This is a genomic window from Hymenobacter negativus, assembly GCF_017571495.1.
Taxonomy (GTDB): domain Bacteria; phylum Bacteroidota; class Bacteroidia; order Cytophagales; family Hymenobacteraceae; genus Hymenobacter; species Hymenobacter negativus.
This window is the reverse complement of sequence record NZ_JAGETZ010000009.1, coordinates 1-26,325: the sequence shown is the minus strand read 5'-3', so window position 1 is coordinate 26,325 and position 26,325 is coordinate 1. Positions and strand designations below refer to the sequence as shown.

26 protein-coding genes are annotated in these 26,325 nt (G+C 60.3%); 10 read left to right on the top strand and 16 right to left on the bottom strand.

Annotated elements, in window-relative coordinates; translation table 11 throughout:
• Nucleotides 1-69: 69 nt before the first annotated feature.
• The 3 genes from J4E00_RS17975 to J4E00_RS17965 all read left to right on the top strand — a co-directional run bounded on the left by J4E00_RS17975 (nucleotide 70) and on the right by J4E00_RS17965 (nucleotide 3,289).
• Nucleotides 70-627, top strand: a complete 558-nt coding sequence (locus J4E00_RS17975; RefSeq protein ID WP_208176643.1) for a Crp/Fnr family transcriptional regulator — start codon at nucleotides 70-72, stop codon at nucleotides 625-627.
• 79 nt (nucleotides 628-706) lie between these two features.
• On the top strand, nucleotides 707-1,132 hold the full coding sequence (locus J4E00_RS17970; protein ID WP_208176642.1) for an ester cyclase: 426 nt from the start codon (nucleotides 707-709) through the stop codon (nucleotides 1,130-1,132).
• A 348-nt stretch (nucleotides 1,133-1,480) separates the two neighbouring features.
• Nucleotides 1,481-3,289 carry an alpha-amylase domain-containing protein gene (locus tag J4E00_RS17965; RefSeq protein ID WP_208176641.1) on the top strand — a complete coding sequence of 603 codons (1,809 nt, stop codon included), beginning with the start codon at nucleotides 1,481-1,483 and terminating at the stop codon, nucleotides 3,287-3,289.
• Between the two features lie 263 nt (nucleotides 3,290-3,552).
• Here the strand turns inward: J4E00_RS17965 and J4E00_RS17960 are convergent, their stop codons facing one another.
• The 6 genes from J4E00_RS17960 to J4E00_RS17935 all read right to left on the bottom strand — a co-directional run bounded on the left by J4E00_RS17960 (nucleotide 3,553) and on the right by J4E00_RS17935 (nucleotide 8,150).
• Complete coding sequence (locus tag J4E00_RS17960; protein WP_208176640.1) at nucleotides 3,553-4,137, bottom strand: fasciclin domain-containing protein; 585 nt, start codon at nucleotides 4,135-4,137, stop codon at nucleotides 3,553-3,555.
• Nucleotides 4,138-4,258: 121 nt separating this feature from the next.
• On the bottom strand, nucleotides 4,259-4,846 hold the full coding sequence (locus J4E00_RS17955; RefSeq protein ID WP_208176639.1) for a DUF4269 domain-containing protein: 588 nt from the start codon (nucleotides 4,844-4,846) through the stop codon (nucleotides 4,259-4,261).
• A gap of 146 nt (nucleotides 4,847-4,992) precedes the next feature.
• The gene (locus tag J4E00_RS17950) at nucleotides 4,993-5,991 is read right to left on the bottom strand and encodes a TPM domain-containing protein (protein WP_208176638.1); all 999 of its coding nucleotides are present in this window, start codon (nucleotides 5,989-5,991) and stop codon (nucleotides 4,993-4,995) included.
• A 76-nt stretch (nucleotides 5,992-6,067) separates the two neighbouring features.
• Nucleotides 6,068-6,484 (bottom strand): hypothetical protein, encoded by a 417-nt coding sequence (locus tag J4E00_RS17945; RefSeq protein ID WP_208176637.1) that lies wholly within the window; start codon nucleotides 6,482-6,484, stop codon nucleotides 6,068-6,070.
• Nucleotides 6,485-6,632: 148 nt separating this feature from the next.
• Entirely contained in the window at nucleotides 6,633-7,199 is a 567-nt protein-coding gene (locus J4E00_RS17940; RefSeq protein WP_208176636.1) for a helix-turn-helix domain-containing protein, read from the bottom strand.
• 351 nt (nucleotides 7,200-7,550) lie between these two features.
• The gene (locus tag J4E00_RS17935; RefSeq protein ID WP_208176635.1) at nucleotides 7,551-8,150 is read right to left on the bottom strand and encodes a recombinase family protein; all 600 of its coding nucleotides are present in this window, start codon (nucleotides 8,148-8,150) and stop codon (nucleotides 7,551-7,553) included.
• A 235-nt stretch (nucleotides 8,151-8,385) separates the two neighbouring features.
• Between J4E00_RS17935 and J4E00_RS17930 the strand changes: the two genes are divergently transcribed.
• Nucleotides 8,386-8,973: a hypothetical protein gene (locus tag J4E00_RS17930; RefSeq protein WP_208176634.1), complete on the top strand. Its 588-nt coding sequence runs from the start codon at nucleotides 8,386-8,388 to the stop codon at nucleotides 8,971-8,973.
• Between the two features lie 118 nt (nucleotides 8,974-9,091).
• Here J4E00_RS17930 and J4E00_RS17925 read toward each other — a convergent pair whose 3' ends face one another.
• From J4E00_RS17925 to J4E00_RS17915, 3 genes are all read right to left on the bottom strand, one after another.
• Nucleotides 9,092-9,610, bottom strand: coding sequence for a hypothetical protein (locus J4E00_RS17925; protein WP_208176633.1), 519 nt, complete (start codon nucleotides 9,608-9,610; stop codon nucleotides 9,092-9,094).
• Nucleotides 9,611-9,695: 85 nt separating this feature from the next.
• Nucleotides 9,696-10,109 (bottom strand): hypothetical protein, encoded by a 414-nt coding sequence (locus tag J4E00_RS17920; RefSeq protein ID WP_208176632.1) that lies wholly within the window; start codon nucleotides 10,107-10,109, stop codon nucleotides 9,696-9,698.
• A gap of 118 nt (nucleotides 10,110-10,227) precedes the next feature.
• Nucleotides 10,228-10,680, bottom strand: coding sequence for a hypothetical protein (locus tag J4E00_RS17915; RefSeq protein WP_208176631.1), 453 nt, complete (start codon nucleotides 10,678-10,680; stop codon nucleotides 10,228-10,230).
• Between the two features lie 841 nt (nucleotides 10,681-11,521).
• Here J4E00_RS17915 and J4E00_RS17910 point away from each other — a divergent pair.
• A complete protein-coding gene (locus J4E00_RS17910) occupies nucleotides 11,522-14,509 on the top strand; it encodes an IPT/TIG domain-containing protein (RefSeq protein ID WP_208176630.1) in 2,988 nt (995 codons plus the stop codon).
• 338 nt (nucleotides 14,510-14,847) lie between these two features.
• Here J4E00_RS17910 and J4E00_RS17905 read toward each other — a convergent pair whose 3' ends face one another.
• From J4E00_RS17905 to J4E00_RS17890, 4 genes are all read right to left on the bottom strand, one after another.
• Nucleotides 14,848-15,462, bottom strand: coding sequence for a hypothetical protein (locus tag J4E00_RS17905; protein WP_208176629.1), 615 nt, complete (start codon nucleotides 15,460-15,462; stop codon nucleotides 14,848-14,850).
• 16 nt (nucleotides 15,463-15,478) lie between these two features.
• Nucleotides 15,479-16,027 carry a M91 family zinc metallopeptidase gene (locus J4E00_RS17900; RefSeq protein ID WP_208176628.1) on the bottom strand — a complete coding sequence of 183 codons (549 nt, stop codon included), beginning with the start codon at nucleotides 16,025-16,027 and terminating at the stop codon, nucleotides 15,479-15,481.
• The gene (tssD, locus tag J4E00_RS17895) at nucleotides 16,011-16,214 is read right to left on the bottom strand and encodes a type VI secretion system tube protein TssD (RefSeq protein WP_208176627.1); all 204 of its coding nucleotides are present in this window, start codon (nucleotides 16,212-16,214) and stop codon (nucleotides 16,011-16,013) included. The genes J4E00_RS17900 and tssD overlap by 17 nt, the downstream gene beginning before the upstream one ends.
• Before the next feature lie 179 nt (nucleotides 16,215-16,393).
• Nucleotides 16,394-16,633, bottom strand: coding sequence for a hypothetical protein (locus tag J4E00_RS17890; protein ID WP_208176626.1), 240 nt, complete (start codon nucleotides 16,631-16,633; stop codon nucleotides 16,394-16,396).
• A gap of 194 nt (nucleotides 16,634-16,827) precedes the next feature.
• Between J4E00_RS17890 and J4E00_RS17885 the strand changes: the two genes are divergently transcribed.
• Nucleotides 16,828-17,433, top strand: coding sequence for a Crp/Fnr family transcriptional regulator (locus tag J4E00_RS17885; RefSeq protein ID WP_208176625.1), 606 nt, complete (start codon nucleotides 16,828-16,830; stop codon nucleotides 17,431-17,433).
• Between the two features lie 183 nt (nucleotides 17,434-17,616).
• Nucleotides 17,617-18,351, top strand: a complete 735-nt coding sequence (locus J4E00_RS17880) for an SDR family oxidoreductase (protein ID WP_208176624.1) — start codon at nucleotides 17,617-17,619, stop codon at nucleotides 18,349-18,351.
• A gap of 77 nt (nucleotides 18,352-18,428) precedes the next feature.
• On the opposite strand, the gene J4E00_RS17875 is transcribed toward J4E00_RS17880, so the two are convergent.
• Complete coding sequence (locus J4E00_RS17875) at nucleotides 18,429-19,952, bottom strand: sigma 54-interacting transcriptional regulator (RefSeq protein WP_208176623.1); 1,524 nt, start codon at nucleotides 19,950-19,952, stop codon at nucleotides 18,429-18,431.
• Nucleotides 19,953-20,215: 263 nt separating this feature from the next.
• On the opposite strand from J4E00_RS17875, the gene J4E00_RS17870 reads away from it, so the two are divergent.
• The gene (locus J4E00_RS17870) at nucleotides 20,216-21,040 is read left to right on the top strand and encodes a rhomboid family protein (protein WP_208176622.1); all 825 of its coding nucleotides are present in this window, start codon (nucleotides 20,216-20,218) and stop codon (nucleotides 21,038-21,040) included.
• 23 nt (nucleotides 21,041-21,063) lie between these two features.
• Here the strand turns inward: J4E00_RS17870 and J4E00_RS17865 are convergent, their stop codons facing one another.
• Nucleotides 21,064-22,545: a TlpA family protein disulfide reductase gene (locus J4E00_RS17865; protein ID WP_208176621.1), complete on the bottom strand. Its 1,482-nt coding sequence runs from the start codon at nucleotides 22,543-22,545 to the stop codon at nucleotides 21,064-21,066.
• Nucleotides 22,546-22,814: 269 nt separating this feature from the next.
• On the opposite strand from J4E00_RS17865, the gene J4E00_RS17860 reads away from it, so the two are divergent.
• On the top strand, nucleotides 22,815-24,455 hold the full coding sequence (locus J4E00_RS17860; RefSeq protein WP_208176620.1) for a S8 family serine peptidase: 1,641 nt from the start codon (nucleotides 22,815-22,817) through the stop codon (nucleotides 24,453-24,455).
• Between the two features lie 85 nt (nucleotides 24,456-24,540).
• Here J4E00_RS17860 and J4E00_RS17855 read toward each other — a convergent pair whose 3' ends face one another.
• A complete protein-coding gene (locus J4E00_RS17855; protein ID WP_208176619.1) occupies nucleotides 24,541-25,647 on the bottom strand; it encodes a vWA domain-containing protein in 1,107 nt (368 codons plus the stop codon).
• A 219-nt stretch (nucleotides 25,648-25,866) separates the two neighbouring features.
• On the opposite strand from J4E00_RS17855, the gene J4E00_RS17850 reads away from it, so the two are divergent.
• Nucleotides 25,867-26,151, top strand: coding sequence for a DUF427 domain-containing protein (locus J4E00_RS17850; RefSeq protein WP_208176618.1), 285 nt, complete (start codon nucleotides 25,867-25,869; stop codon nucleotides 26,149-26,151).
• Nucleotides 26,152-26,325 lie beyond the last annotated feature (174 nt).

Sequence of the window (26,325 nt, the reverse complement as noted above, 5' to 3'; positions counted from 1 at the left end):
GGGCATCTCAGAAAACAAAAATAGCCCGCGAAGCCCAGCGCAGCTATAGTTAGACGCTGTACAACACCTATGGATTCTTTTCAAGCCGCGCTGCCCGTGCCGCTCCTTGCGACCCATTGGCAGCTCCTGCAGGCTATACTGCTGCCAATAACGCTACCAAAAGGCGGCCAAGTTTTACGACCCGGCCAACAGTGCGACCGCATCTATTTTATTCGGCACGGGCTGTTACGGCACTATCTACTGGATGAGGGCAGGGAAATCAATACGCACTTTGCCTTGCCTGGCACCTTTACGACGGACTTTGCTAGCCTGGCGGGCTCAAAGCCTTCGATGCTCTACCTGGAAGCCATGAAGCCGACTGTTTTGTGGGTGCTGTCGCGCGGCGACATGCTGGGCCTCTACGAACGGGCCACCGAATTACAGGCCGTTGGCCGGGGGCTAATGGAACAATTACTCGCGCAGCAGCAAGTTCGCCTAGAACTGCTCTTGCGGGGCACGGCGGCTGAGCGTTACCACCACGTCCAGCAACAGCAGCCGGAGTTGTTGCAAGCCGTTTCCTTGCGGCAGCTGGCCTCTTATCTGGGCGTAAGCCGGGAAACCTTGAGCCGGGTACGCGGCGCATGCTAGTTGGACCATTGTGTGACAAATATCACCGTTATCTTGCGCTTAGCAGGGCCAACTTTGCAGCTCACCAACCTGATTAGTGATGAGCTCGACCGCCCAATTAGTGCAGGAATACATCGAAGTAATTTGGAATCAACAGCGCTTCGACCAGTTGCCCCGCCTGCTGCATCCCGATTATCACGACCACTCCCTGCCACCTACCCTGCCAACTACGGCGGCCGGAACCGAAGCGTGGATAAAGGCCACCAGCGCTTCATTTACGCACCGCACAACTATTGAAGCGCAAGTGAGTGAAGGCGAAAAAACAATGCTCAAAATTCGGATGCACCTCACTCACATCGGCGAGTGGCGAGGCATCGCAGCCACTGGCCGCACCGTGGAGGCAGTTGGCTACCGCTATTTCTGTTTAGAAGACGGCAAAATCCGGGAGCATTGGACATTGCTGGATGGCAACGCCATTGAGAATCAATTGACCGTTAGCGAGCATGGGTGCAAAATGCAAGAATAAAGCGGGGGTTACTCACTGAATTAAGCCAGTTAAGTGCTTAACGAGCTATATTTTCCGTTTCCTCACGCGCCCCTATGCTATACCGAAGACGGGCGCGTGAGGTAGCAGCATTGAAGTATTTTCATCACCTGCCTATTTTCTCGGGCAAATGCTCGTCTCATCTTCTTTTTTGAGGCGCCATTTTATCAGCTTCGCAAGCGCAAACGTTGCCCTTTGTGATAGATTAAAAAACCCGGTATCGTTTGCGGTGGGAAATTAGCAGGAATGCAAAAGCCAAAATCCTGTACTGCAACGGGCTTGGGGCGGCGTTCTACCTTGCGGCCTCACTTCCATAATTCCCACCACTTCATGACACACTTACTCCGCGGGGCAACCCGCGCATCGCTCGCTGCTGCCCTGTTTTTAGCAGGCTGCGCCAAGGAAGCCACGCTTCCCAATGCCGGCATGCCAGCCGCCGTGGCCCCTGCCACTTCCAACGCCACCGTGGCCAACGGGGTGATGATGCAGGGCTTCTACTGGGACGTGCCCACCAGCACGCCCGCCGGCACCTGGTGGCAGAACCTGGGCAGCAAAGCCACCGAGCTGGGCCAGGCCGGCATTACGGCCGTGTGGCTGCCGCCGGCTTACAAGGGCTCGGGTGCCCTGGACGTGGGCTACGGCGTTTACGACCGCTACGACCTGGGCGAGTTTAACCAGAAGGGCACCGTGGCTACTCGCTACGGCACGCTGGCCCAGTTGCAGGGCGCCATTTCTTCGTTGCACGGGCAGGGTGTACAGGTGTACGAAGACATGGTGATGAACCACTTCACCTCGGCTGATGCGCAGGAGCTGGCCAACGGGCAGTACAACGTGTACACCAGCTTTACCTACCCCGGCCGCAACAACACATACAGCACGTACCAGTGGCACTGGGGCAACTTCACGGCCACCCAGCAGGCCCCCAACAATGGCTGGTACCAGTGGAAAGCATACGATTTCCAGCCCTATGCCAACGGCGACGCCTACGACAACCTGCTCGGCTCCGAGATTCAGTACAACGGCAACCCGGCCAACGTGAACGAGACCATTAGCTGGGGCAACTGGATTACGACCAAGCTCGGCCTCGACGGCTATCGGCTGGATGCCACCAAGCACATCTACACGCCCTTCGTGAACCAGTGGCTTGATGCAGTGAAGGGCACTTCGGGCCGCTTTGCCGTGAGCGAGGCCTGGTTTCGGAACCTGGGCGACATGAACAATTACGCCAGCGCCACCGGCGGGCGCACCAGCCTGTTCGACGTGCCGCTGCACTACCTGTTCAGCGACATGAGCAACGGCAACGGCGCCTGGGACATGCGCGGCCTGCAATTCGCGGGCTTCACCGAGGCCAACGGGCCGCTGTCGGTGTCCTTCGTCGACAACCACGATACCGACCAGCAGGGCGGCGCGCTCTTTTCGCCGGTGGCTAACCTGAAAATGCTGGCCTATGCCTACATCCTGACCCGCGAAAAAGGCTACCCCTGCGTGTTCTACCGCGACTTTTACGAATACGGCCTGGGCGCTCAGATTAAGAAGCTTATTGCCATTCGCAAGGCCAATGCCTATGGCGCGGCCAACGAGTACACCAGCATCAACGACGCCAATGTGTACGCCTACTCCCGCGCCGGCGACAGCACCCACAAGGGCCTGCTGGAACTGCTGAACGACGGCAGCACGGCCGCCACCAAGGGCATCACCACGCCCTTCGCCAACGCCACCCTCACCGATGCCACCGGCAACAACACCGGCACCGTGACCACCAACGCCAGCGGCTACGGCGTGTTCCCGGTGGGGGCCCGCTCCTACGCCGTGTGGGTGCCCGGCGGTACCACTACGCCCCCCACCGGCACCACGGCCGTGGCCTTCAACGTGACCTACAGCAACACCGTGAGCGGCCAGGATGTGTACGTGCTGGGCAATACCGCCCAGCTCGGGGCTTGGAACACGGCCAACGCCATCAAGCTCAGCGGCGCCACCTACCCGGTGTGGAAAGGCACCATCAACCTGACCAGCGGCACGGCGGTCAGCTTTAAATACATCCGCAAAGACGCGGCCGGTAACGTCCTCTACGAAGGTGGCTCGGACCGCACCTTCACCCCCACCGGCACCTCCCAGACCCGCAACGATACCTGGCAGTAGCACGACATAGCGCGACCATGGGTTTCGCTGCCCTTCAGTTGGAGTCCGCGCCCCGGATAAGCAAAAGGCGGCCCCGGTGGGGCCGCCTTTTGCTTATCCGGGGCGGTGGGCCTACACAGGCAGGGTGGCGTAGTGGACCGCGACCTCCGCAATACGAGCAGTGAGGGTGTCGACTTGCCCGTCTACCTGGTTGGAATTGACCGTAGCGAGATAGGTTTCTGAGCAGATTTAGGCTGAGGCGGCCAGCGCCAGACGGTCGCCCCCTACTTCCCCACCGCTGGCCCCTTCTCCCGCACAAAGGGCACCAGCATGTCATCAATGAGGTGAATGATGCCGTTGTTGCACACGATGTAGGCATTGAGCAGCTCGACCGGGGCCGTGTTAGTGCCGCTCACGAATACGTGCGGGGGCTGCCCGCTCACCTTCAGGGCAAAGGCGGGATTGAGCGTGCGCAGGGACTGGCCGGCTTTCAGGGCCTCGGTGGGGTAGCGGCCGGGCACTACGTGGAAGCGGAGCAGCAGCTCTTGCTGGTGCTGGTCGAGGCCCTTGCCGGTGCTGCTGGCAAAGCCCAGGCCTCGCTCTTCAAGGCGGCTAAAGGCTTCGTTGGTGGGCACAAACACGGTGTATTGCTGCTTGGGCGAACCATTGAGCACGGAGTCGAGCTTGGCGGCTTTCAGGCCGGCGTAGCACTTCGAGGCGATGCCCATCAGGGCCAGGGTTTGGGCCACGGTTTTGCCCGGCACGGGAGGTATAGGTTTGAGGGTCTGGGCCCAGACGGGCGAAACGGGGAGGGCCGCCAGGGCAAAAGCCAGCGGCAGCAAGCAGCAAACACGTAATAGTCGGGCCATAGGGACAGGATATTTGGGCGAATATATAGGGTTTTCACCCGCTGCCCAAGCCAGCCCTTTGCATACGGCGGCGGCCTTACCGTCCCTCGGTTTTGGTGCCATCCAGCTGGGGCCGGTGCATTTAGGGCGTTGCGGCTCCCCATCCAGCGCCAGCCAGTAGCTTGGTCAGGCCCGCATCACTAACACTTTCGAGGGCTAACACTGCCTGGTAGGCATCGCCGGCAAGGCCCAGCAGCTGGGCAAAAGCCGGTTCCGTTTTGAGCCCGCTGGCTTTGCTGGCAATTACTTGCTGCCTGAACGCTGAGCTGCCCAAGGCCAGCAGCCGTGCTTCTATTATCATATGCCGGTAGCCATTTTGCTGCTCCGAAGCCAGGGGTTGGCCGAACACTTCCACTTCAACACTTTCCAGCCAAAAGGAAACGATGATGGAAGGAATACCCGCCAGCACCGGGTAGCGGACAACATAGGCCGGGTAGTGGGAAAAGCCGGCGGCTACGCTTTCGGCAAAAACCTCAAGGTCGGGCACCTCACAAATCACATCCAAATCGCTGCACGGCACGGTGATGTCCAGCGGGAAAGTACCCACCAGGATGGGATGGTACGGCTTAAGCTGCGTGAGCACCTCGTGCTGCTGCAACAGTCGGTAAGCCAGCCGTTGCACCGCACTGCCTGCCAATAGGTAGTCGATGTCTTTCCAGTTTGCCTGCATTGGCCAACGCAACAACAGTGTATTAAAAATTGGATAACAATTACGTACCGATGGAGCAACGCGCCCCCTCGTGTTGCTCCATCAGGCGCCTTTTATGACTTAGCCCTTGGCTGGAATAGGGAGCAAACTGGTACGCAGCCCCGCTCCTACCAGCCCCCGCTGGCCCCGCCGCCCCCGCTGCCGCCGCCACCCCAGTCGCTGCTGGAGGAGCTGCTATCACTGCTGGAATCGGAACTACTGGAACTGCTGCGCGAGCTACGGTCGTCATCATCGTCATCGCGCACACGCTTGCGGCGGGGCTTCCCAGATTGCCCGCCCGAACTGCGCCGGTTGTGGGCCTTTGCCTGCTGCCGGCCCTCCGTCCACCACTTGCTTTTTTTCCAGGCCCAGAGGCCCGAGATGCCGCCATGGCGCCAGCACTGCCGCAAGAGCAGGAAGCCCCACACGCCCAGCCACCAGCAGGCAAACGTTTTGAAGGAAATTTGATAGCGGCTCGCGCCCGCCGCCCGCTCAAACGAAGCGCTTTCGCCCCGCGCCAGGCGCATGAGCTGGGTGGTAGCGGCTTCGAGCCCCTGGTAGTACCGCTCCTGTTTGAAAGCCGGTTCCAGCACTTCCGCTATCAGCCGGTAGGCAATGGCATCGGGAATGGCGCCCTCCAGGCCGTAGCCGGTCTGGATACGCAGCCGGTGCTCGCGCCGGGCCACCAGCAGCAGCACGCCGTTGTCGGACCCGTGCTGGCCGATGCCCCAACTGGTATACAGGCGCTGGGCCACGTCTTCGACCGGTTCCCCGCCGATGCTGGGCACGGTAACGAGCACAATCTGGGTGGTAGTGGCCTTCTCAAAGCGGTGCAGGCGGGCCCGCAGGGTATCCTGCTCTGCGGCAGTGAGTAGCTGGGCCGCGTCGGTTACCGGCTCGTAGCGCGGCGGGCGCGGCGGAATCACGTTTGCCAGCGCAGCGGGCTCCTCAGCGGCCGGACCGGCGGGCTGTGTAAAATGCAGGTACACGCCCCGGCCACCCGCCCACAGGAGCGCGCCCAGAAACATCAGCACGAAGCTGTGCACGAAGCGGCCTGCAAACGAGCCCATCATCCCGAGGACGACATCTGAAAAGGTGGTTGGGGTCGCTGGAACAGGCTGCTTCATAGATGCGGCAAAGAACTGTATAAAAAAGCCTGGCGGTGTAATACCGCCAGGCTTTTCTACGTAAGGTGGCGCTGCCTTAGGCCGATAGCGTAGCACGATGGGCCGTTACCTCATTGATGCGGGCCGTGATGACGGCCACCTGCCCATCAATCTGGTCGGTGCCCACTTCGTCCATGTAGGCTTCGGTGCCGGTTTGGGCGGTGGTATCTAGGGCCAAGTGGTCGCGCTGGGCGGTGGCCGTAATCAGCGCACTTTGGGCGCGGCGCAGCTCCACGGGCGTTTGGCCAGGGCGGGCCACATCGGTGGTATAACGGGCCACGTCGGCAGTGGCTTTGGCCAGGCGGGTCGCCGTGTTGGTAGCCGTGCGGCCGGCTACCTCCTCCGCATAGTCGATGTTGGCAGTCTGGTGCTGGTAGGTAGCCAGCTTGATGCCGAGGCGGGCGAGCACTTCGTCGCACATGGCCCAGGTAGTGAGATGGGAAAGCGAAGCCATAGAAAAGAAGGGGTTAAAAGATGAATGTTGCCCTTCGAACGCGGTGCTTGTTTCAAAATTGCAGCTATATACTGGTATATTTTTTAAGCTTTCAGGCGGGCCAATAGCCGCTGCTTCCTTGGCCCAAAGCAGCGCGTCCTCTCCTGGCCTACTCGCTTAGCCGCACGGCTAGCGCAGCCGCCTCTGCTTCCAGCGCAGTGGCGCGGGCCCCGGCTAAGTACCAGCGGGCCAGCTCCTCGGGGGGCAGGGCCTGCGGGCGCAGCGCCAGCCAGGCGTGGGCGTAGCGCAGGCGTACGGCTTCGGCCGTGGCGGGGGCCTCATCAGCGGGGGGCGGCGGGGGAAGCGCGGCCAGCAGCCCCGGCAACGCCTGCACCCAGCGAGCCGCCACGGCGGCCTGAGCAGGCAGGCCGCGCACGGCCCAGCGCAGATTGGCGGCCTCGTGCAGGCAGGCGACGCGGCGGGCCTCCAAGGGGCCGTGGTCGAAAACGCCGAGTGGGGGCGCGGTGGGCAGCGGCCCCGTTTCCTCCACCATTTGTCGGGTGAAGGGGGCCAGCCGGTCGAGCACGGCCAGGGTGAGGGCACGGCGGCCGGCTTCGAGGTGGCCCACCAGCGACTCGCCCACGCCCAGCAATGCCGCTAGCTCTTGCTGCCGTAGGCCGTAGTAAGCCCGCACCTGCGCCAGCAGGCTATGTAAGAATTTGGTGGAACGCCCCATAATGAAAATCTGTAGGGAAAAATGGGCAAATTGTAAAATAGCCTACAACAAATGTAGGTTATTTTACAATTTGCCCATTTTTCCCTACACTTTGGTACTGTCTATTAGGGATTCAGGAGGTGATGAGGCTGTTGTTGAAGATTTTCAGTTGTAGAAGCGATTCCTTATGCGACCACAAAAAAGGCCCTTAGCACCACGCTGAGGGCCTTTTTTCATTTTGGGGGCAGAAAGGGGGCAGATTTGCAATTTTTGCTGCTTGTTTCATAATTCCACTACGGACTACGAACAAGGTCCTCACAGCACTGTGAGAGCCTTTTTTATTTTTTCCGTGTCAGTTTCCGTGTCAGTTATTTAGCTGGTGAGGTATTTCTGTACCGTGCTGACCGACACACCTGTGGCCTCCGAAATCTTTCGCCGGCTGAGTCCTTCGGCGCCGAGACGCTTTACTTCAGCCTCGATGTCTTTACCAATGGGCCGGCGGCCGTGCTGGTACACCTCCCCTGCCGCGGCGACCTCCGCGCGCTTGCGGGCGTGGCCCAGCCGCACGTTCTCCGAGTGTCGCTGGTTGCGGTAGCCGGCCGCCCAGGAGATGATGGCTTTGAAAAGGCTGGCCATGGGGCCGGTCGTGTTGAGCTGCGGCTCGCAGTAGCTCCAGAACTGCACCCCGGCCTGCTCCAGTGCGGCCGTGTGCTCAAATACCTTCTCGATGCCTTCGCTGCTGAAGCGGTCCAGCGCGAACACGCGCACCAGGTCGAAGCGCCGCTTGCCGGCATCGCGCATCATTTCCTGGAAGGCCTTGCGGTTGGAGCTGCCACCCGACTTTTCGTCGACGTACTCTTTTATAATCGTATCGCCGGCCCGCTCAGCTTCTCTGCGCAGCAGCACTAGTTGATTTTCGGGGTTCTGGTCTTTGTCGGCCGTTGAAACACGGGCGTAGAGGGCAACGCGCATGCCCGAAATTACCCTCTAAAAACGGACATTCCTGGGAGGCTACCGAGTTTACGAAACTCATCTACTTTGCGCGTTTCGCAAACGTTGATTCGTAGACGGGTTTCGTAAACTCGCTAGGTGCTGGAGCGGCTTTCCGAGCGAGCGTAGTAGTTTAGTAAACCGAGCGTTTATCTTTCAGCATTAGGCACCCACGTGCTCAGTCTGCAGGTAGCTGTATTTAGTATTCTCACCAGCCATGAATTACTTGCCAAAGGGCTGGGCTTGCATCTTGCTCGTTACCCTTTTATCCAGCTGCACAGAGCCGGCCCCCTCCGGCAGGAAACCAAACACGTCCTCCCAGAAGGACACTGGCCGCCCAAACACCGAAGCCGTCCGTTATCAAGTCCTCGATGCCGATTGCGGCCTGTTCCCGTCAACTGCCCACATTCCCACCGATGACCAGGGCAACGACCTGCCTCATCGAGGCCGTTTTACGCCCACGAAGCCGCAGGTAGCCCACCTTGAACAAGCCCTGCGCACCTTGCCCCTGGCCCGCGTTTCAGTGCGGACAGGCTATCGTATTCGGCCTAGCTACCTGGTGCTTATTCAACAGAACCTGCCCCGTTACAAGCGCCAGTACTTCGGCTTCTATAATCAGCAGGGACAACCCTGCCTTTATATCAATTTCTTTCCTGAGCACTTCGTTAAAGAGTACCCTGGCTATACGCCCCGTTGGTTGCTGGAGCCTATTTCTGTCGATGATGGAGGGGCAGGGTTCTGGTCTATCCAATACAATTGGACGACGCACCAATTCTACGATTTAGCTCACAATGCCGACGGATGAGCGGGGCAGAGAGCAGCCATGTGGTAACCACGATTGGACTCGGACATATCCCTGCTAAAACCGTTCAGCCGAACGGTGGCAAGCTAAACGGGGCAGGTTCATTTGAAGGAGGGATTATTCAACCCCTGTTCAAGCGTAGGGTGCGGGAAAGTACCTCTACGCGCGCCCCGTTGACGCGAAGCCACACGGCTTCTTCGCTGTTTTCTTCGGTTAAAATCACCTCCTTTCCCAAAGTGGTGGACAAGTCGACCAAATACGCCAGCACCCGCTCGTGGTCGGCGGGGGAGCGAATTTCCCGGGGGTCGAGGTCGTTTTCGATTTCGGTTTCCACGAAGAAGTGACAGTTGACCTGTACAGCGCCGAGGAACACGTGGGTCGAAACACTGAGCTGGTCGCGCCCTGCGTCCCATCGGCGGGCGATAAAGTCGGCATCGATAGCCGGGGCTGACGCGTCGTCGTTGTGGCCTTCGGCCTCCCAGCGCACGGAGTAGCGGCCGTTGACAAAGGCAATCCAGTGGGCCCAGTCTTGGCGCGTGGTGTCCAGCACATATACGTCGCGCAACGAGCCGTCTTCGCAGTATACGCTCCGTTTAAGGGTGTCCCAGTCGGGTAAGGGCGTCGGGGTAGAAGGTGTCACTGAGTAAAGAAACGAGCTTTCCGTGTGCTCAACAACTCATCATTGCGAGTTCAGCTAAACGGTGAGTTGGCAAGAGGACTTTCGGTTAATGTTTGGACCGCAAACCAATTCCTATTCCGGTGCTCTCACACGCGGTCGCGGTAAACATACCGGCGCTAACGTCCTGAATAATGAAATCTTCCTTTTGGAAGGCAACCGTTTTACCAATAAGGGCCATTAGGCGCTCAGCTCGTTTGTAGCCCAGCAGTGAGTCCTTCTGCAGCTCCTGCGGACAGGTAAAGATTTGCAACCGAAAATAGGCGTCAGCCAGGTCTTGCTGCGTCAAGTTGGAGAGAAACTGCTGCAGGTGCTGGCGACTCTGCGGCTGGACGTCCACCGTGTAAGGAATGAACCAAACCATTGGGGGTTCTGTCGGATTCACGCAGGCAGGTGCCGACCAAAGCCCACTGCCGGGGAAGGCCAACATCAGCGCGCAACCGGTCGTCCAAAATATTTTCATGTGGGCGAGGATACTGTTCAGCGAAAGGGTGCCCTAAACGTACTGCGTTTACGATTAAGAGGGGCTCGCTGGGGATTACCGCAACTCTTTGTTCCAGCGGCCGGGTGTGTGCGGGCCCTTATTCAATGACGACGGTTAAATTAGTTTTGGTTACCCACCAGGTGTGCGGCGACACAAAAACGTTCACGATTCGGAACTTATCCGTGATGGAGAAGCACGCGCACTGCTTCTTGGTATGGTTTACCAGGGTGATGTCCTGGGTGCCGTTGAGCGCCACTTCGATTCCATTGGCCGCATAGGCGGCCCCGTCCTCCGTCGTCCGAAGGCGCCACTGCTTCTGCAACCGGCCGCCGACGAACAGGCTCGCCGAATCCGGCTCACTCCCTCGCACGACAAACAGGACCTGGCCGGCTCGGTGAGCAAGCAAGGGCTGCTCAAGCGAGCCTTTGCCTTTCTTTCGCTGCATCACCAGCGGCACTTGCTCGTACCCAACGCAGCCACATTGGGCCCTCGCTTCCGAAGCCAGCAACGCAAGCGACAAGAATGGAACAAAACACAAGCAGGCGTACACAGAGCGGAGAGGGAAGTGAAGGGAACGGCTAAGGTGAAGGGGTTGTGCGGAGGTGCGTCTAGTGAAACGGTGGTTCAAATTAACGTTATGTACGTTCAAATTAGATTTCTTCTTTGAACACTTTCGTCCCCCCTGCCAAAAGGCTCCGAAAACGCGGTTTTTGGAACCTTGTCTGCAAGATGTAATCTGAACGCCTTCGCGCTTGGCTGTCATCATCCTCCCGCATGTGCGGGCAGGCGGTGCATTTAGCCAACTATGCTTCGAATTGCTGACTTAAGCTACGAGCTGTAGGGAATTTTACGGTTTCTAAATAATACCCTACAATATATGTAGGGTATTATTTAGAAACCGTAAAATTCCCTACACTGGCCAGAAGCCCACGAATAGACGGCACGGGGCACAGCTCTACCGCGTGCCCAGTTGGGGCTTGACCGCCGGCTCCCCAACCTGGATTACATTAAACGACCAAATGGCGTGGGGACGCGAACTACAAAGTCCGCGCTACTTCTGCGCAAACGGCACCAGCACGTCGTCAATGAGGTGGATGATGCCGTTGTTGCATACGATGTAGGCATTTTCCACAGGTTTTTAACCACTGAAAAGTCTCGCGCACCCTCAGGAACGCGGGACTTTTCAGTGGCTATTTCGTCAATTAACGGTGGCAGGGTTTCATCACTCATCCATTGGTCCAATGCTCTTCAAACGTTGGAGCGAGGCTGAATGCCTTTCCAAACAGCTTTAAAAAACGGTTTCGCAGCGCCATATTTGCTGGTATTCACGTCCTGCTATGTCGCTATTTTCCACGGTTCGTCCCGTCCGCAGCTGTTTTCTCCTGTTTTTCTTGCTGAGCAGGGTCCTGCCCGGTCAGGCGCAGACAGTGCCTGCTTCTCCGACCTGGCAGTGGGTGCAGCCCCTGCGGCCCCCGACGCTGGGTGGTTCCTTCAGGGCCGAAGCCGTGGCCCGCGACCGACACGGTGATTATTACCTGACCGGCAGCTTTGAGGGTACGGTGCTGGTGGGTGACGTCTGGCTGCGCGGGCGGGCGCAGGAGCAGGCCTTTGTGGTGCGGCTGGGGCCGGACGGCCGCTGCCGGTGGGCCAGTGCGCTGCCCACGTCCACCAACCGCCTGAGTGCCGGCCAGAGCATCGCCGTCGATGGCACCGGGCACATCTGGGTGAGCGGCAGCACCGACCCGGACAAGACGGGACTGGACGTTGACTGGGGACCCGCCCCCCCTGGTGCCCGCGACAGCCTATACCACTTTGTGGCCCGGCTCGACTCGGCGGGCCGCTGGCAGTGGCAGCACCCGGTGCGGCTGCTGCCGGCCTTGCGCAGCCGCGTGGCCGCCGATGCGCAAGGCCACGGCTACCTGAACGGTGGGCCACTGGCCACCGGGCCGGGCAAGGCAGCGCCGCCCCTGGCCAGCCGGCTTAGTGCGGCCGGCACCTGGGAGTGGGCGCTTGCCACGGGACCAGGCCGCCCCCTTAGGAGCCCGGCGCTGGCCGTGAGCCCGGCCGGTGCGCTTTACCTGGGCGGGCCAATACCGCGCCCGGCCCCGCTCCCACCCCGCCCCAAACCCCAAGGGCCAGTTGCGGCAACTCCGCTGCACAAAGGGCTGGTGCTGGCCCTGTACCCCAATGGGGAACCGCACTGGCAGGCGCAGGTGCCCGAGGTTACCCTCATGCAGAGCCTGAGCGTGGGCCCGGCTGGTGAAATACTAGTGGCTGCTAACCTGGAGCAGCCTACCGTTACCCGGTTTTACAACGGCCGGCGGCTTCTGGAAAGCCGGCTACAGAGCCGGCAATTGCTGGTGACCAGCCTGAGCTCCACCGGCCAGCGCCGCTGGCAGGCCTGGGCCGCTGCCACCGGCACCCACTACGCCGGGCCGGGGCTCTACGCCGAATCCACGTTGGCAGCCCGGGAAGTGAGCGTGGGCCCCGATGGCCAGGTGTGGCTGAGCTGCGCGTTGCTCGGCAGTGCCACCTTATCTGGCGTTCAGCCCATGAGCTTGAGTGGGGGAAATCTCGACCACCGGCGACCAAGCCTGCTCCTGGTTCGCCTCGATGCCCAAGGCCACTGGCGCGGGGCCAGCGGAGGGCGCTCGTCGGAGCTTAAGATGGGCAGTGGCCAGTTGGTAGCCAATGCCAACAGCGCAATAGTTGTCAATGGTCCGGCTGACCCGTATTCATTCGCGGGGCAGTCGGAGGCAACTATCCCGCTGTTTGAAGCAACGGCCGGCCAATCCGACCAGCTGCGCCCGCTGCTCAGCGTGGATTGCGGTACCGGGGAGTCGACGGTGAGCACGCTGGCCCCGCTGCCCCACGCCGGCGGCTGGCTGGTAGCGGGCAGTTTTGCGGGCCAGCTGCCCACCCCCGACGGGCGGCTGGATGCCAGCAGCGGCCACGATGTGCTGACGGGCCAGCTGGCCGACAACGGCACCGTGCGCTGGCTGCGGGCCGGGGGCCTGCCTTGGCAAAGCGACGTTCCCGCCATAGGTACCGCCGTCTCCGATAGCAGCGGCCGGCTGCTCGTTACCGGGCGCTGCCGTTTTTCGCCGGAAGACGCGCCAGCCGCGTCGGCTAATTCGCTGCAGGCGCGGCTGCACAGCGCGCTTCCGCGAAACCATCGGGAGGTGATGCCCTTTGTCGGGCAGGTAGGCCGGGACGGGCAGTGGCGCTGGGCCCACTACCTCCCCAATGACTACAGCGATGCCATTCCGGACGTGGCCGCCGCTCCCGACGGCCGCAGCTGGCTGGCCTACAGCCGCCCCGTGCGCGACACTGCCAGCTGGAGCCCCCCCGGCTTCGAGGTGCTGTTTCAGCAGCGGGACCCCGAGGGCCGGCTCACGGCCGAAAAAGTGCTGGGGCGGGGCAACCTGCGCAACATCCGGCTGGCGCCTGGGCCCGGCGCCGCCTGGTACCTGGCGGGCGAAGTAGCCGACAGCCTCGTGCTGACCACCGCCCATGGTCAGGTACGCTTCCGGCCGTTGCCCCCGCCCACACCGCCGCAGGAGCAGCAACATCAACAAGTGCTGCTAAAGATGGCGGCCAGCGGCCGTGTGGCCTGGGCCCGGCCCCTAGGCACTTCCCTGACGGTGCAGGCGCTGGCAGCGGCCCCAGCCGGCGAGCTGTGGCTGACGGCCCAGCTCACTACCGATTCGGTGACAGTGCCTACTCAGCCCCCCAGCAAGTTCAAACGGCTGCTGCAGGACCGGACCTGCGGTTTGCTGGGACGCCTCGACTCAACCGGGGCCTGGCGCTGGGCCCGGCAAGGCCTGGACCCAGCGCCGGCCATTGCCCCCGCCCCCGGCAACCAGTTGTTTGTGGCCACCGCACTGGTGGGCGAGCCGTCGCCTTTGCCCCCACCCGACACTACCCAGCCCACGCCGCCCGGCCGCCTGGCCATCAGCCAGCTTTCGGCCCGCGGGCAGGTGCTGGCCGAATGGGACCCCGAGGAAGCGTTGCACTATCAGGAAGTCAGCGCCCTGCGCGTAGCGCCGAACGGCGACCTGCTGCTGGCCGGCGCCTTTTCTGCTAACAGCCACGGGGGCTACGTGGCCCGGCTGCAGCCGCCTGCCCGCCCTGCCCCCGTAGTGCAGCAGCTATTACCTCCCCGGCTGGCCCCTGGCACTACGCTGGAGCTACAGGGCACCGGCCTCGACCAGGTGCAGCAGGTCCTACTCAACGAGGTAGCTGCCGATTTTGAAACCGTATCGGCGCAACTACTGCGGGTGCGGGTACCGGTGGGCATTCCCCCCGGCAAGGTGCGCGTAGCAGTCCGGGCCGGCACCACCTCGGTTACGGTCCCTCTTACGCTGCGGGTGCGCTAGGCATGTTTCCAGGTCTTAGCATCTGCGTTATCCAGAAAACAAAGAGGTAATCAGTCAGGCAAAACCATCCGTCATGCTTCGCTGCACCCTGCATGACGGCCACTTATTCGGTTAACGCATGTGCGACGGCTCAAACTAATAAGCACCCAAAAGCTCCGCGCACCAATGCGTACGCAGGGCTTTTATTGGTAAAAACATGAAGTCGGGCCATAGAGACAGGATATTTGGGCGGACACATAGGCTTTTCGCCTGCTACCCAGTTATCCGCATTACCAATAGCTGTTTCCCGGTCTCGCTACTGAACTCGGCAGCCCGGCCCAGGTAGAACAAGCAGCTTTCTATTCTTCGATGACCACAGCCACTGGCTCGGCAAAGGGGCCAGCGGCAATTATTGATTGGTCGCTGGCTGGAAAAGGGTCGATGTAGTACGCGGGCCCGGCGGGAGTGCTCGCGGTGGTAATAAAGCCTTCCGTGTAAGGAGAGGCCAGAAAATACCCCAGCTCTACCGCGAGCGGATACGGTACGGCCGCGCCCCGTATTGGGGAGTAGTCGTATACAGTGTAGGGCATCAGCGGCAGCGGCAGGTCGAGAGTTTCGGCAAAGGTCTCGCCCGGAAGCACCCGGCTCAAACAGGGTATTTGCAAGGATTCCACAAACATCCACTCGGGCACGTCCACTACGGTCTTGCCTACCACCACCTGTCCATTGGCCACCTGCACATTGGCTAGGTTGGGTTGCACTTCGTAAACCACAACGTCGGCCGCCGGGTCCCGGCGAATGGTTTTATAGAGCCGGTTGCATAAGTATAAGGGCAGAGCGGCGGTGTTGTGCACCTCGTACCAGATGCGCAGCACAGCGGGATTGGGACGCCCGATGCGCACGTGCAGCGTGCAGTCGGGGCCAATGACGTGTAGCAGCTGGCTGTCGGCCGGGGGTGAGTACGAAGGCATCATACGCTTTTGCTAGGGGTTAGTACCGGTCCCGATTGGGTTGCGGAGGCGTCCATTCGGCGCGAATTTTATTTTCTGAAACGTGGTATTCGTCGTGTGGCGGCACCCCCACCGTTTCCAGTTCCACCACTGGTGCTATGGCGGGCTGTAGCGGGTTCATTTTGTTGACTGCCCCCGGATTGGTGGCGCTGCCCCGCCGCATGCGGCCATGTGCGGCCTGCTCCGCATGAATCAGCTCATGGGCCAGGGCAATGGCCGGAGGACGACTGGACCAGGCTTCTTTCCCAATGGTATCAAGGCCGGGGTTGTAGCCCAACGTAATGGCCACACCCTCGCCCGGGGTGCCATCGGCCTGATACAAATGGGTGGTGGTTCCTTTGGGAATGAAGGCCCGGTTCAGGCCATCTAAGGCATACTGAATGGTAGTTGGCTTGCCCGAAGCGTGCAGTGAATCCAGTAGCTTTCGGCCTGTGGGAGTCGAATAAATCTTTTGCAAATCGGCCTTTACAGCTTCTTCAAACAAGTCCGGCCCCTCGTCGCTCCCGGCCCGCTCAATCAGAATTAGCAACAGCCCATACCAACAGCCCATACCAACAGCCCATATCAACAACATCCAGCGTAAGCTGCACTAGGCCGTAGCGCACTTTGGCGCTTGCCTGTCCTCGCTGATAGGTTTCCTGTTGCACCCCGAAAGCACAGTGCGTGAGGGAGTAGCCAGTACCGTTTACACGCAGTTCAGCTGAGAAAGAAGCCATGAAATGGTAGGATGGTAGAAAGGCAGGGCTAAATCTACGGAGTGGGGCTGACTTGCGCTCACTCCACCCCCTGTCAGTCCTGCTTTTATTACTCCTGCTCGCCACCGCGGTTGCGGCTGCCTTAGCCCCGCCCCCCGCGCACCACTGGTGAGCGGGGCTTCTCTTGATGAAGGCGCGAGCTAAAAGCCCGCGCTACTTACTCTTACCGGCGGCGTGGCTTCTCCTTTTCGTCCTCGCCGAAGCTGGGCATGGTGAACATCGAGGAAAGCAGGTTCTTGGAACTGGGCGCCGGCCGTCAGGCGGTTGCGCGAAATCAGGCTGTGCTCGGCCAGGCCGTGGAGCAGGAACTCCATCAGGAAATAAGTGTGCTCGGTCGTCTCGTTGGGGTGCAGCTGCGGGGCCGTGCTTAGAGCCGCCACAGTAGCCACCCAGATATCCTTGTCGCCATTTTGGTAATTTCAGGCCGAACCCGGGATTTCTTTGGGAAGGTCACCTCCGGCGCTGGCAGCGCAGGCACTTTTTACCCAATGGTAACTCCGGCCAGCATCCCCGGCGCGACCTTTGGCGGGTGCCTGCTATCTGGCGCTGCTCCCGATTATTCCTGCTTGCTGCCATGCCCAACTCATCTTTCGACGACTTTTTGCTGCAATTCTATCATTTTAGTCCCCAGCAGTTGCAATTGATTCGCAGCCAGGCAACAGAGCGCACCTACCCGCCAGGCGCCTATTTTTCGGAGGCCGGGCGCGTTGCGCAGGAAATTGGCTTCATCGTGTCAGGCATTTTCCGCGTCTGCTACTTCGACCGGGAAGGTACCGAACACACCAAGTATTTTGTGGAAGAAAACCACCTCATCGTGGACCTGCAAAGCTACCAGTACCAGCAGCCCGCCACCGAGTACGTCCAGGCCGCTACCGAAACCCACGTGCTGGTGTTCAAAGCCCGCGACTGGCAGGCGTTCAGCCTCACCATCGTGGACTGGCCGCTGGTCGAACAAAAGCTCTTCACCAAGGCGCTGCTGGAGAAACTGCACCGCCGCAGCTCCCTGGTCAGCCCCAGTGGGGCGGCCCGCTACGAGCTGTTTCTGGCCACGTTTCCGGGCGTGGCAAACCGGGTTCCCCTCGCCCACCTGGCCTCCTACATTGGCGTCACACCGCAGTCGCTGAGTCGTATCCGCCGCAACCTGGGCACGTTACCCGCTGAGCGGCAAGCGCCCTCCTGACCTGCTCGTTGAGGAGTCCTCGCCGCCGCGGTGGGCATTGGCGTGGGAAGTTTTCCAACGGATGCGAGCCCCTTGCCCGGCCCGAAATAGATAGAAGCACCGGCTGCGTATTTACCCAAAGGTAAGTAGGCCATCAATCGGCAACGGGACCTTTGCGCTGTACTTAACTCATTAGCACAACGCATGAAAAACGCTCTCATCACCGGGGCCAATAAAAGCATCGGCCTGGAAACTGCCCGGCAATTGGCGCAACAAGGCTATTATATCTACTTAGGCTGCCGGGACTTGGCCAAAGGGCAGCAGGCGGTAGCCCAGTTGGCGGAAGCTGGCATCACGCACGTTGAAGCCATTCAGCTCGATGTCTGCGATAAGGCATCCATTCAGGCCGCCGAAAAGGGCATCAGCCAAAAAACCCAGTCGCTGGACGTCTTGATTAATAACGCCGGCGTCCTGGGCACGATGCCGCAACATGCCGCCAACACCAGCACCGACCAAATCCGGGAAGTATTTAACACCAACCTCTTCGGCGTCATCGACGTGACGCAAGCCTTCCTAGGGCTGCTCGGGAAAGCCGAGGTACCCGTGATTATCAACATCACCTCGGGCCTGGCTTCCCTCACGCTGCAAAGCGACCCCACCTGGGTACACGCAGCCTATAAGCTCGCTTCTTACGGCCCATCCAAGACGGCGCTCAACGCCTATACTGTTTTCCTGGCGCACGAGCTTCGGGAAAAAGGCTTCAAAGTCAATGCTGTAGACCCAGGCCAAACGGCCACCGATTTTACGGGGCACCTGGGCGGTTCGGTAGCGGAGGCGGCCCGCTTTGTCGCGCAGTACGCCACCCTTGGGGCGGACGGCCCCACCGGCAAGTACTTCAGTAAGGAAATTACGGCTGGCCACTCCGAAAGCCCCTGGTAGACCAAATCGATGTTTTCAGCAAAACGCCCCGCACACCTTTCGGTATGCGGGGCGTTTTGCGTCATTCATCTTTTCAATTAACGGCGGCGGCGCGGCTTCTCTTCTTCGTCCTCGTCGTCCTCATCCTCGCCGAAGCTGGGCATGGTGAACATCGAGGAAAGCAAGTCCTTGAACTGGGCGCCGGCCGTGAGGCGGTTGCGCGAAATCAGGCTGTGCTCGGCCAGGCCGTGGAGCAGGAACTCCATCAGGAAATAAGTGTGCTCGGGCGTCTCGTTGGGGTGCAGCTCGTTCACAATGTCGCGCAAGCCAGGCACGTCGTCCAGGGCTTTGCGGTAGGCGGCCGTGTCGGCGTCGTGCAGCAAGTCCAGCGTGTTGCCGTTGCCGAACCACTCCTGAATGGTTTTGTAGGGCGAGGGGCGGTTTTTGAGCTTCTTGCTCTTGTCGGGGTCGGGGAAATAGTTCAGGAACAGCGTGCGGATGGCCTTGCCCATCAGCTTCTCGGCCACGATGCCCGCACCCTCCTGCTCACCCTCGTACACCAGCTCCACCTTGCCCGTCACGGCAGGTACGGCCGAAATAAAGTCGCCCAGGCGCACGTAGGTGTTGCTTTCGCCGTTCAGCAGCGCCCGGCGCTCGGCACCCGCAATCACCTGCTCGTAGGCCGAGATGGTGAGGCGGGCCGACACGCCCGACTTGGCATCTACGAACTCGGAGCCGCGGGCTTCCACAGCCACCTGCTCCACGAGGTCGTGGATGATTTCGTTGCTCGTCACCATGCCGCGCTGCTCGTCCTTGATGCGGGCCTCCTGCTTGGTGATGCGCTTGCCGATTTCGATGGACTTGGGGTAGTGCGTGATAATCTGGGCGTCAATCCGGTCCTTGAGCGGCGTTACGATGCTGCCGCGGTTGGTGTAGTCCTCGGGGTTGGCCGTGAATACGAACTGGATATCGAGCGGCAGGCGCACCTTGAAGCCGCGAATCTGGATGTCGCCTTCCTGCAAGATGTTGAAAAGCGACACCTGGATGCGGGCCTGCAAGTCGGGCAATTCGTTAATCACGAAAATGCCGCGGTGGGCGCGCGGAATCAGGCCGAAGTGAATCACCCGCTCGTCGGAATACGGCAGCTTGAGCGTGGCGGCCTTGATGGGGTCGGCGTCGCCGATGAGGTCGGCTACCGATACGTCGGGCGTGGCCAGCTTCTCGGTGTAGCGCTCGTCGCGGTGCAGCCAGGCCACGGGCGTGTCGTCGCCCTTCTCATCAATCAGGTTTTTGGCGAACACCGACAGCGGCTGGAGCGGGTCGTCGTTCAGCTCGGAGCCGGCCACCACGGGCGTGTACTCGTCGAGCAGGCTCACCAGCAAGCGCGCAATACGGGTTTTGGCTTGGCCGCGCAGGCCCAGCAGGTTGATGTGGTGCCCGGCCAGAATGGCGCGCTGCAGCTCGGGAATGACGGTTTCGTCGTAGCCGAAGATGCCGGGGAAAACGTCTTCTTTGTTTTTGAGCTTTTGAATCAGGTTGTCCCGCAGCTCAGCTTTCACGGTACGGGAAGTATAACCACTGGCGCGAAGCTGGCCCAGGGTGCGGATGGTTTCGTGCTTCATAAGGGGCGTTGGCGGGAAACTGTCTTCCCAGGGTCTTTAACCGCGAAAGGGGGCCCGAGGTTCAGGCCGGCAACAGCTGCGGTCAGCGCTGCCCGGGTCCTCAGCGGCCAACAGTCTTTTGTGCGGCGTTGCCAAGTAGTTGGCCTTGGAAAAAGCTGAACCTGTTTTACCTTTCGTGGCTCAATAATAGCCGGCCAATTTGGCCCGCTGCCAGCACCTCTCCCTCCCCCTTTTCGGCACGCTTGGCGTCGGCCGCTGCTTCCATGACTGAATTCGGTATTATCGGCCTGCTTATTCTGGTGGCTACGTTTCTGGTTTCCTACAAAGGGTTTAAAAGCCCGGAATACTTCAACCAGTATGCCTTCCGGATAAAGGACATCCGCTACGGCCGCCAATACTACCGGCTGCTGACCTCGGGCCTGCTCCACACCGGCTGGGTGCATCTGTTGCTCAACTTCCTCACGTTCTACTACTTCAGCAGCGGCGTCGAAATGATGGTGGGCTTCGGCAACTACTTCATCATCTACCTGGCCAGCCTGATTGGGGGCAGCCTGGTGTCGTTGGCGCTGCACTGGAACGAGGATGATTACACCGCCGTGGGAGCTTCCGGAGCCATCAGCGGGCTGGTGTTTGCGGGACTCGCGCTGTTTCCCGGCATGGAAGTCGGCTGGCCAGGACTGTACGTGCCGGGCTGGCTGTACGGGATGTTGTATGTGGTGTACTGCGCCTACGGCATCACCACGCGGCGCGACAACATTGGGCACGATGCTCACCTGGGTGGCGGGCTAATGGGCCTGCTTACCGTCATCATTATGCGGCCGGAGCTGCTAAAAATCAACTACCTAGTCATTGCGGCCATCCTGGTACCGACGGTGGCATTTGCCTACCTGCTCATTAAAAAGCCCGAAGGTCTGCTGCGCGGCAACTTCTTCTCCTCGCCCGACTACCAGACCCTGGACGACCGGTACCAGGCCCAAAAGCGCCAGCAGGAAGCCGACCTGGATGAGCTACTGGACAAAATCAGCCGCAAAGGCCTGGACAGTCTCAGCGCCCGCGAGAAAAAGGAACTGGAAAAGCTGTCACGCTAGGAAGTTGACTACAAAAACAGTGTTTATTTGGCCAGCGCCTGTTCTAGTGCGGCCACTGTCGTTGGCCCGGCCGATGGGCGTGGCGCCGCACCCTGCCGGATGCGTCCGTCGCGCCCAATAATCCAATAGCTGGGGTAGCCGCTGACGTGAAATGGCCGGGCGGCAAGCCAGCCTTCCGGGTCTTGCAAATGCACGCTGTTGGGGCTGTCGAGCGCGTATTTGGCGATGGTACGGTGCCACAAAGCCGGCCCTTGGTCGATGGAGATGTACAGGAACACCACATCCTGGCCGAGGAATTTCTTTTTTAACTCCTGCGCGGCAGGGGCTTCGGCCAGGCAGGGCTTGCAGCTGCTGTACCAGAAATCAATGTACACCACTTTGCCGCGCAAATCCTTTAATGCGACTGCTTTGCCCTCGGCACTTGTTAGCCTAAACTCCGGAGCCAGGTTGCCGGGTTGCAGCGGGGTATTGGCCCGCAGGGCTGCCTGTACCTCACGTACCGAAAGCGAGTCCCGGGTGCGGGCCCGAAACGTGGGCAGGATGGCCTGTACTGCGGCCAAGCTGGTGGTGGCGTGGCTGCTCAACTCGCTGCTCAGCAACATGCTCATCACATAATCACGAGCCGGCGTATCACCAAAATCCGCCGTGGCCTGGGCGTAGAGGCGCTCGGCGGTGCCGGGCACCGTGGCAAGCTGACCGCCGGGTGGCAGCAGGCGAGCTTCCCTGTAGCCAACAAGGAAGTGTGCCAACGGGTCATACAACGACATTGCGACGTTAGGCAGGTAGTATTCGCGCAGAGGCAGCTGGGTTAGGAAATCGTAGTAATCAGCCGGCAGCTGGGGCTCCCGTTGGGTCTTAATTTTTTGGACGGTGACGTAGCGCAGCAGCGAAGTGGCGTGGCGCACGGCCAATACCTGCCGACGTGAGTGCAGCAACGCCTCAGGCAATGGCTGGCGGGCGTGATAAGCGGCCAGGGTGTCGAGCTGCTGCTGCAGCCGGGCATCAACCCGCTGTCGGTACTCCGTCGGCGGCAGGCTTTTAAATTGTTCTTCCGGATAGGTGCCAGGGGCAGCATAGTCAAATTGCCGCTGGGCTCGTGTGAGGTAGGTGTTGGCATAAGCCCCGCGGCCCGTGAAACGGATAGTTTCGAGGAACTGCTGACGGTCAAAACGGACAGTCAGCGAATCGCCCGGCGTGAGGAACACCGTTTGGAACCAACTGCATTTTTGTTTGCAGTTCAATTGAGCATCAATCGGACCAGTCAGGCCTTTCAACTCCAGCTTAAATGCGCCTGTTGCATCTACTGGAGCTTTTATTCCTATGAGCGAGGACCTACTAGGTTGGGGATTGTAGGATAAACACACCGTATCTCCCGGCGCGGCATTGGCCATACTGCCGAGTAGTAGCACGGTAGAAGGTTGCGTTGCGACAGGCGCGAGTCCCACAGGTTGCGGACGTACACTGGCACAGCCGCATAGCAACAGGGTTAGGAAGAGGTACTTCATAAGACAGGGAATAATAAGCAACCAGCGCAAAGGCTTTGCTGGCTTGTCAATAATTACTCCAATCTGTCAAGCATAGGCGCGTCAGTGGCATTGGCGTCCCAGTGCTTTTCAGCTACCTGTTGCGCGTGTAACAGCTTTATGCAGGTAATTTTTGGGTAAAACCCAGGTGTAGGACACAAATCAGCAACTCTTTGCAACATCTGCGAAACCCTCGGTAGGACCTGCGGCCGTGCTTTGCAGCACCCATCACGCTTCCTCTTTTCCCGTTTATGCTTCGCCCCTACCCACTTTTCCTAGTTCTTTGGCTGCTGCACTTTGCCGGCCACGCCCAGGCCCCCCTTGCCCAGTGGCACCACCTCGACCCGACCGCCGACCAGACCATGGGCATCAGCACCGACCGGGCCTATGAGCTGCTGCGCTCCCTGCCGGCGCGGCCCGCGGCCCGCCCCATCGTTGTGGCGGTGATTGATGGCGGCATCGATACGGCGCACGTTGACCTCCGCCACGTGCTGTGGCACAATCCCCGCGAGGTGCCCGCCAACGGCCGAGACGACGACCGCAACGGCTACGCCGACGACGTGTACGGCTGGAATTTCACCGGCGGGGCCGACGGCCGCAACATCTTCTTCAACCAGAAAGAGGAAACCCGCCTCTACGCCCGCCTCAAGCCGCTGTACGAGCACCAGACTCTGGCCACGGTGCCGCCCGGCAAAAAAGCTGAGTTCCGCCTCTACGAGCAGGCGAAGCGGGCCTACACCACCAAGCGGGCAGCCGCCGAGGCCAATTATCAGGATGACGCGCAGGAGCTGGCCAAAGACCTAGCCAACGTGGCCACCCTGCGCCAGGTGTACGGCGTGGCCGTGGTCGATTCGGGCCGGCTGCGCCAGCCGCCTACTGCACCCGACACGGCGCTGCCGCGGCTGGCCGCCCGGTACTACCAAGCCGTGCGCGGCAAATTCGCCAACCTCGACTCGCTCACCAACCAGTACGGCCGCTACCACGCCAAGCTGAAACGGGTGCTCGACTACGACTACAACCTGGCCTACGACCCGCAGCCGCTGGTGGGCGAGCACCCCACCGACCTCGCCGAACGCCACTACGGCAACCCCAACGTGGAAGCCGACCCGCGCGACCACGGCGTCGAACACGGCACGCATTGCGCGGGCATCATCGCGGCCGACCGGGCCAACAACCTCGGCGTGCGCGGCATCGCTGAGCAGGTGCGCATCCTAAGCGTACGGGCCATCCCCAACGGCGACGAGCGCGACAAGGACGTGGCCAACGCCATTCGCTACGCCGTCGACAACGGCGCGAGCATCGTCAGCATGAGCTTCGGCAAATACTTCTCGCCCGAAAAAACTGTGGTGGACGAGGCCATGCGCTACGCCAATGCCAAAGGGGTGCTCCTGGTGCACGCCGCTGGCAACGACCACCTCAACACCGATACCACCACCCAATACCCCACGGGCCGCTTCCTCAACGGCCAAACCATTCCCAACCTGATTACGGTGGGGGCCAGCGCCCGTACCAACGACGAGCACCTTGTGGCTACTTTCTCCAACTACGGCCAGCAGCTGGTGGACGTATTCGCGCCCGGCGTAGACATTGTATCGACCTACCCCAACAACCAGTACCACCCCGGCAGCGGCACCAGCATGGCTTGCCCCGTGGTGGCGGGCATCGCGGCTGTGCTCAAAGTTAATTTCCCGCACCTCACCCCCGCCGACCTCAAGCGCATCATTCTGGCGTCGGCCACGCCCGTTCACACGCAGGTACGCAGGCCCGGCACCAAAACGCTGGTCGATTTCGCCACCCTCTCGCGCACAGGCGGCATCGTCAATATGTATGAAGCGGTGCGGCTGGCCAGCGCCGTACCGGTTCCGGCGGCAACTGCCCACTGCAGCAAATAACCGACTGAGCCAATATCCCGAATGCATAAGTGCCGCTGTAGCTCAGTCGCTACAGCGGCACTTATGCGTTGGCATGAAACCTGGATTACAGCGTCTTGCGGCGGTTCTTCTTGTAGTCCTCGAACACCAAGTGGCCCAGGCCCTTGAGGCCCGAATAGTAGGCCTTGCCTTGGTTCACTTCGGTAAATTCCTCCACGAACTTCTGCAAGTAGGGGTCAGAGGTAATCATGAACGTGGTGATGGGAATCTTAACGCGGCGGGCGGCGGCGGCCAGGTTCAGGGTCTTATTCACCACTTTACGGTCGAGGCCGAAGCTGTTTTTGTAGTAGCCGCCGGGCTCTTTCAGGCAGGTGGGCTTGCCGTCGGTAATCATGAAAATCTGCTTATTAGGCGTTTTGCGCTTGCGCAGCAGGTCCATGGCCAGCTCCAGGCCGGCCACGGTATTGGTGTGGTACGGGCCTACTTGCAGGTAGGGCAAGTCCTTGATTTCAATCTGCCAGGCGTCGTTGCCGAACACGATGACGTCGAGGAAATCCTTGGGGTATTTCTGCTTCACCAGCTCGGCCAGGGCCATGGCCACCTTCTTGGCGGGCGTGATGCGGTCCTCGCCGTAGAGAATCATGGAGTGCGAGATGTCAATCATCAGCACGGTGCTGGTCTGCGACTTGTGCTCGTTTTCGCGCACTTCGAGGTCGCCCTCCGTCAGCATGAACTCGCCGCTTTCCATGCCGTGGTTCAGCTGGGCGTTGCGGATGGACTCGGTCATCTGGATGGACTCCAACGAGTCGCCGAAGCGGAATTCGCGCAGGTCGGTGCTTTGCTCGTCGCCCTGGCCGGTGTGGGGCGTGCGGTGGTTGCCGGTGCTGCTTTTTTTCAGCTTGCCAAAAATCTCCTCCAGAGCTGATTTGCGAATGCCCTGCTCGGTTTTGGGCGTAATCTTGAATTCGCCCTTTTCCTGCTCGTTTTCATCGATGTAGCCTTTCTTTTTCAGGTCATCGATGAAGTTGCCCATGCCGTAGTTGTCGTCGGTGAGGCCATACTGCTTGTCCAGCTCATTGAGCCATTGCAGGGCCTCGCCCACATCACCAGAGGTAATGGTAACGAGTTGCATAAATAGTTTAAACAGCGACTCAAAGCCCTTCTCGGGCTGGTCTTCGGGCACAAAATCGCGGAAGCGGAAGCCAACGGCCATATAGTCAGTGAACAGTTATCGGTTAGCAATTAACAATTCCCGGGCGGCAGATGCTTCTACCTTTCGGCCGGTTGTTGGGTTTTAAAACAACCTCCTTGCTGGCAATGTTCAATTAGGGTCTTGGGGACTCACGAACTTGGGGACTTGATTCGTCTTCGCGCCTTTGCGGTTCCTATCCAAGACCCGGATTTATCAGGATTACCAGCCCAAACCCCATCCATGAAAGCCATCTGGAACAACACCGTCGTGGCCGAGAGCGACGACACCGTAGTGGTTGAGAACAACCACTATTTCCCTGCCGACTCCATCAAAAAGGAGTTTTTCGAGGACAGCATTGCCCAAACTACCTGCCCCTGGAAAGGCCGCGCCAGCTACTATTCCCTGAGCGTGAACGGCGAGAAGAACAAGGACGCTGCCTGGTACTACCCCGAGCCGAAGGACGCCGCCCAGCAAATCAAAGGCCGCGTGGCCTTTTGGAAAGGCGTGAAAGTGGTGGCAGAATAGCCGCCGCAAGGCGACAAGCCACTAGTAGTAACCGGTACCCAAACAGTGAGAAGCCGCGTAGCGGTAGCAGCAACCAATGGTTGCTGCTTCCGCCACGCGGCCTCTCGTTATGAGCCGATTGGATACGCCTGTTCCCCTCCCCCTTCTCCTCGGGGGGGCGGGTGGCCCGGGCGC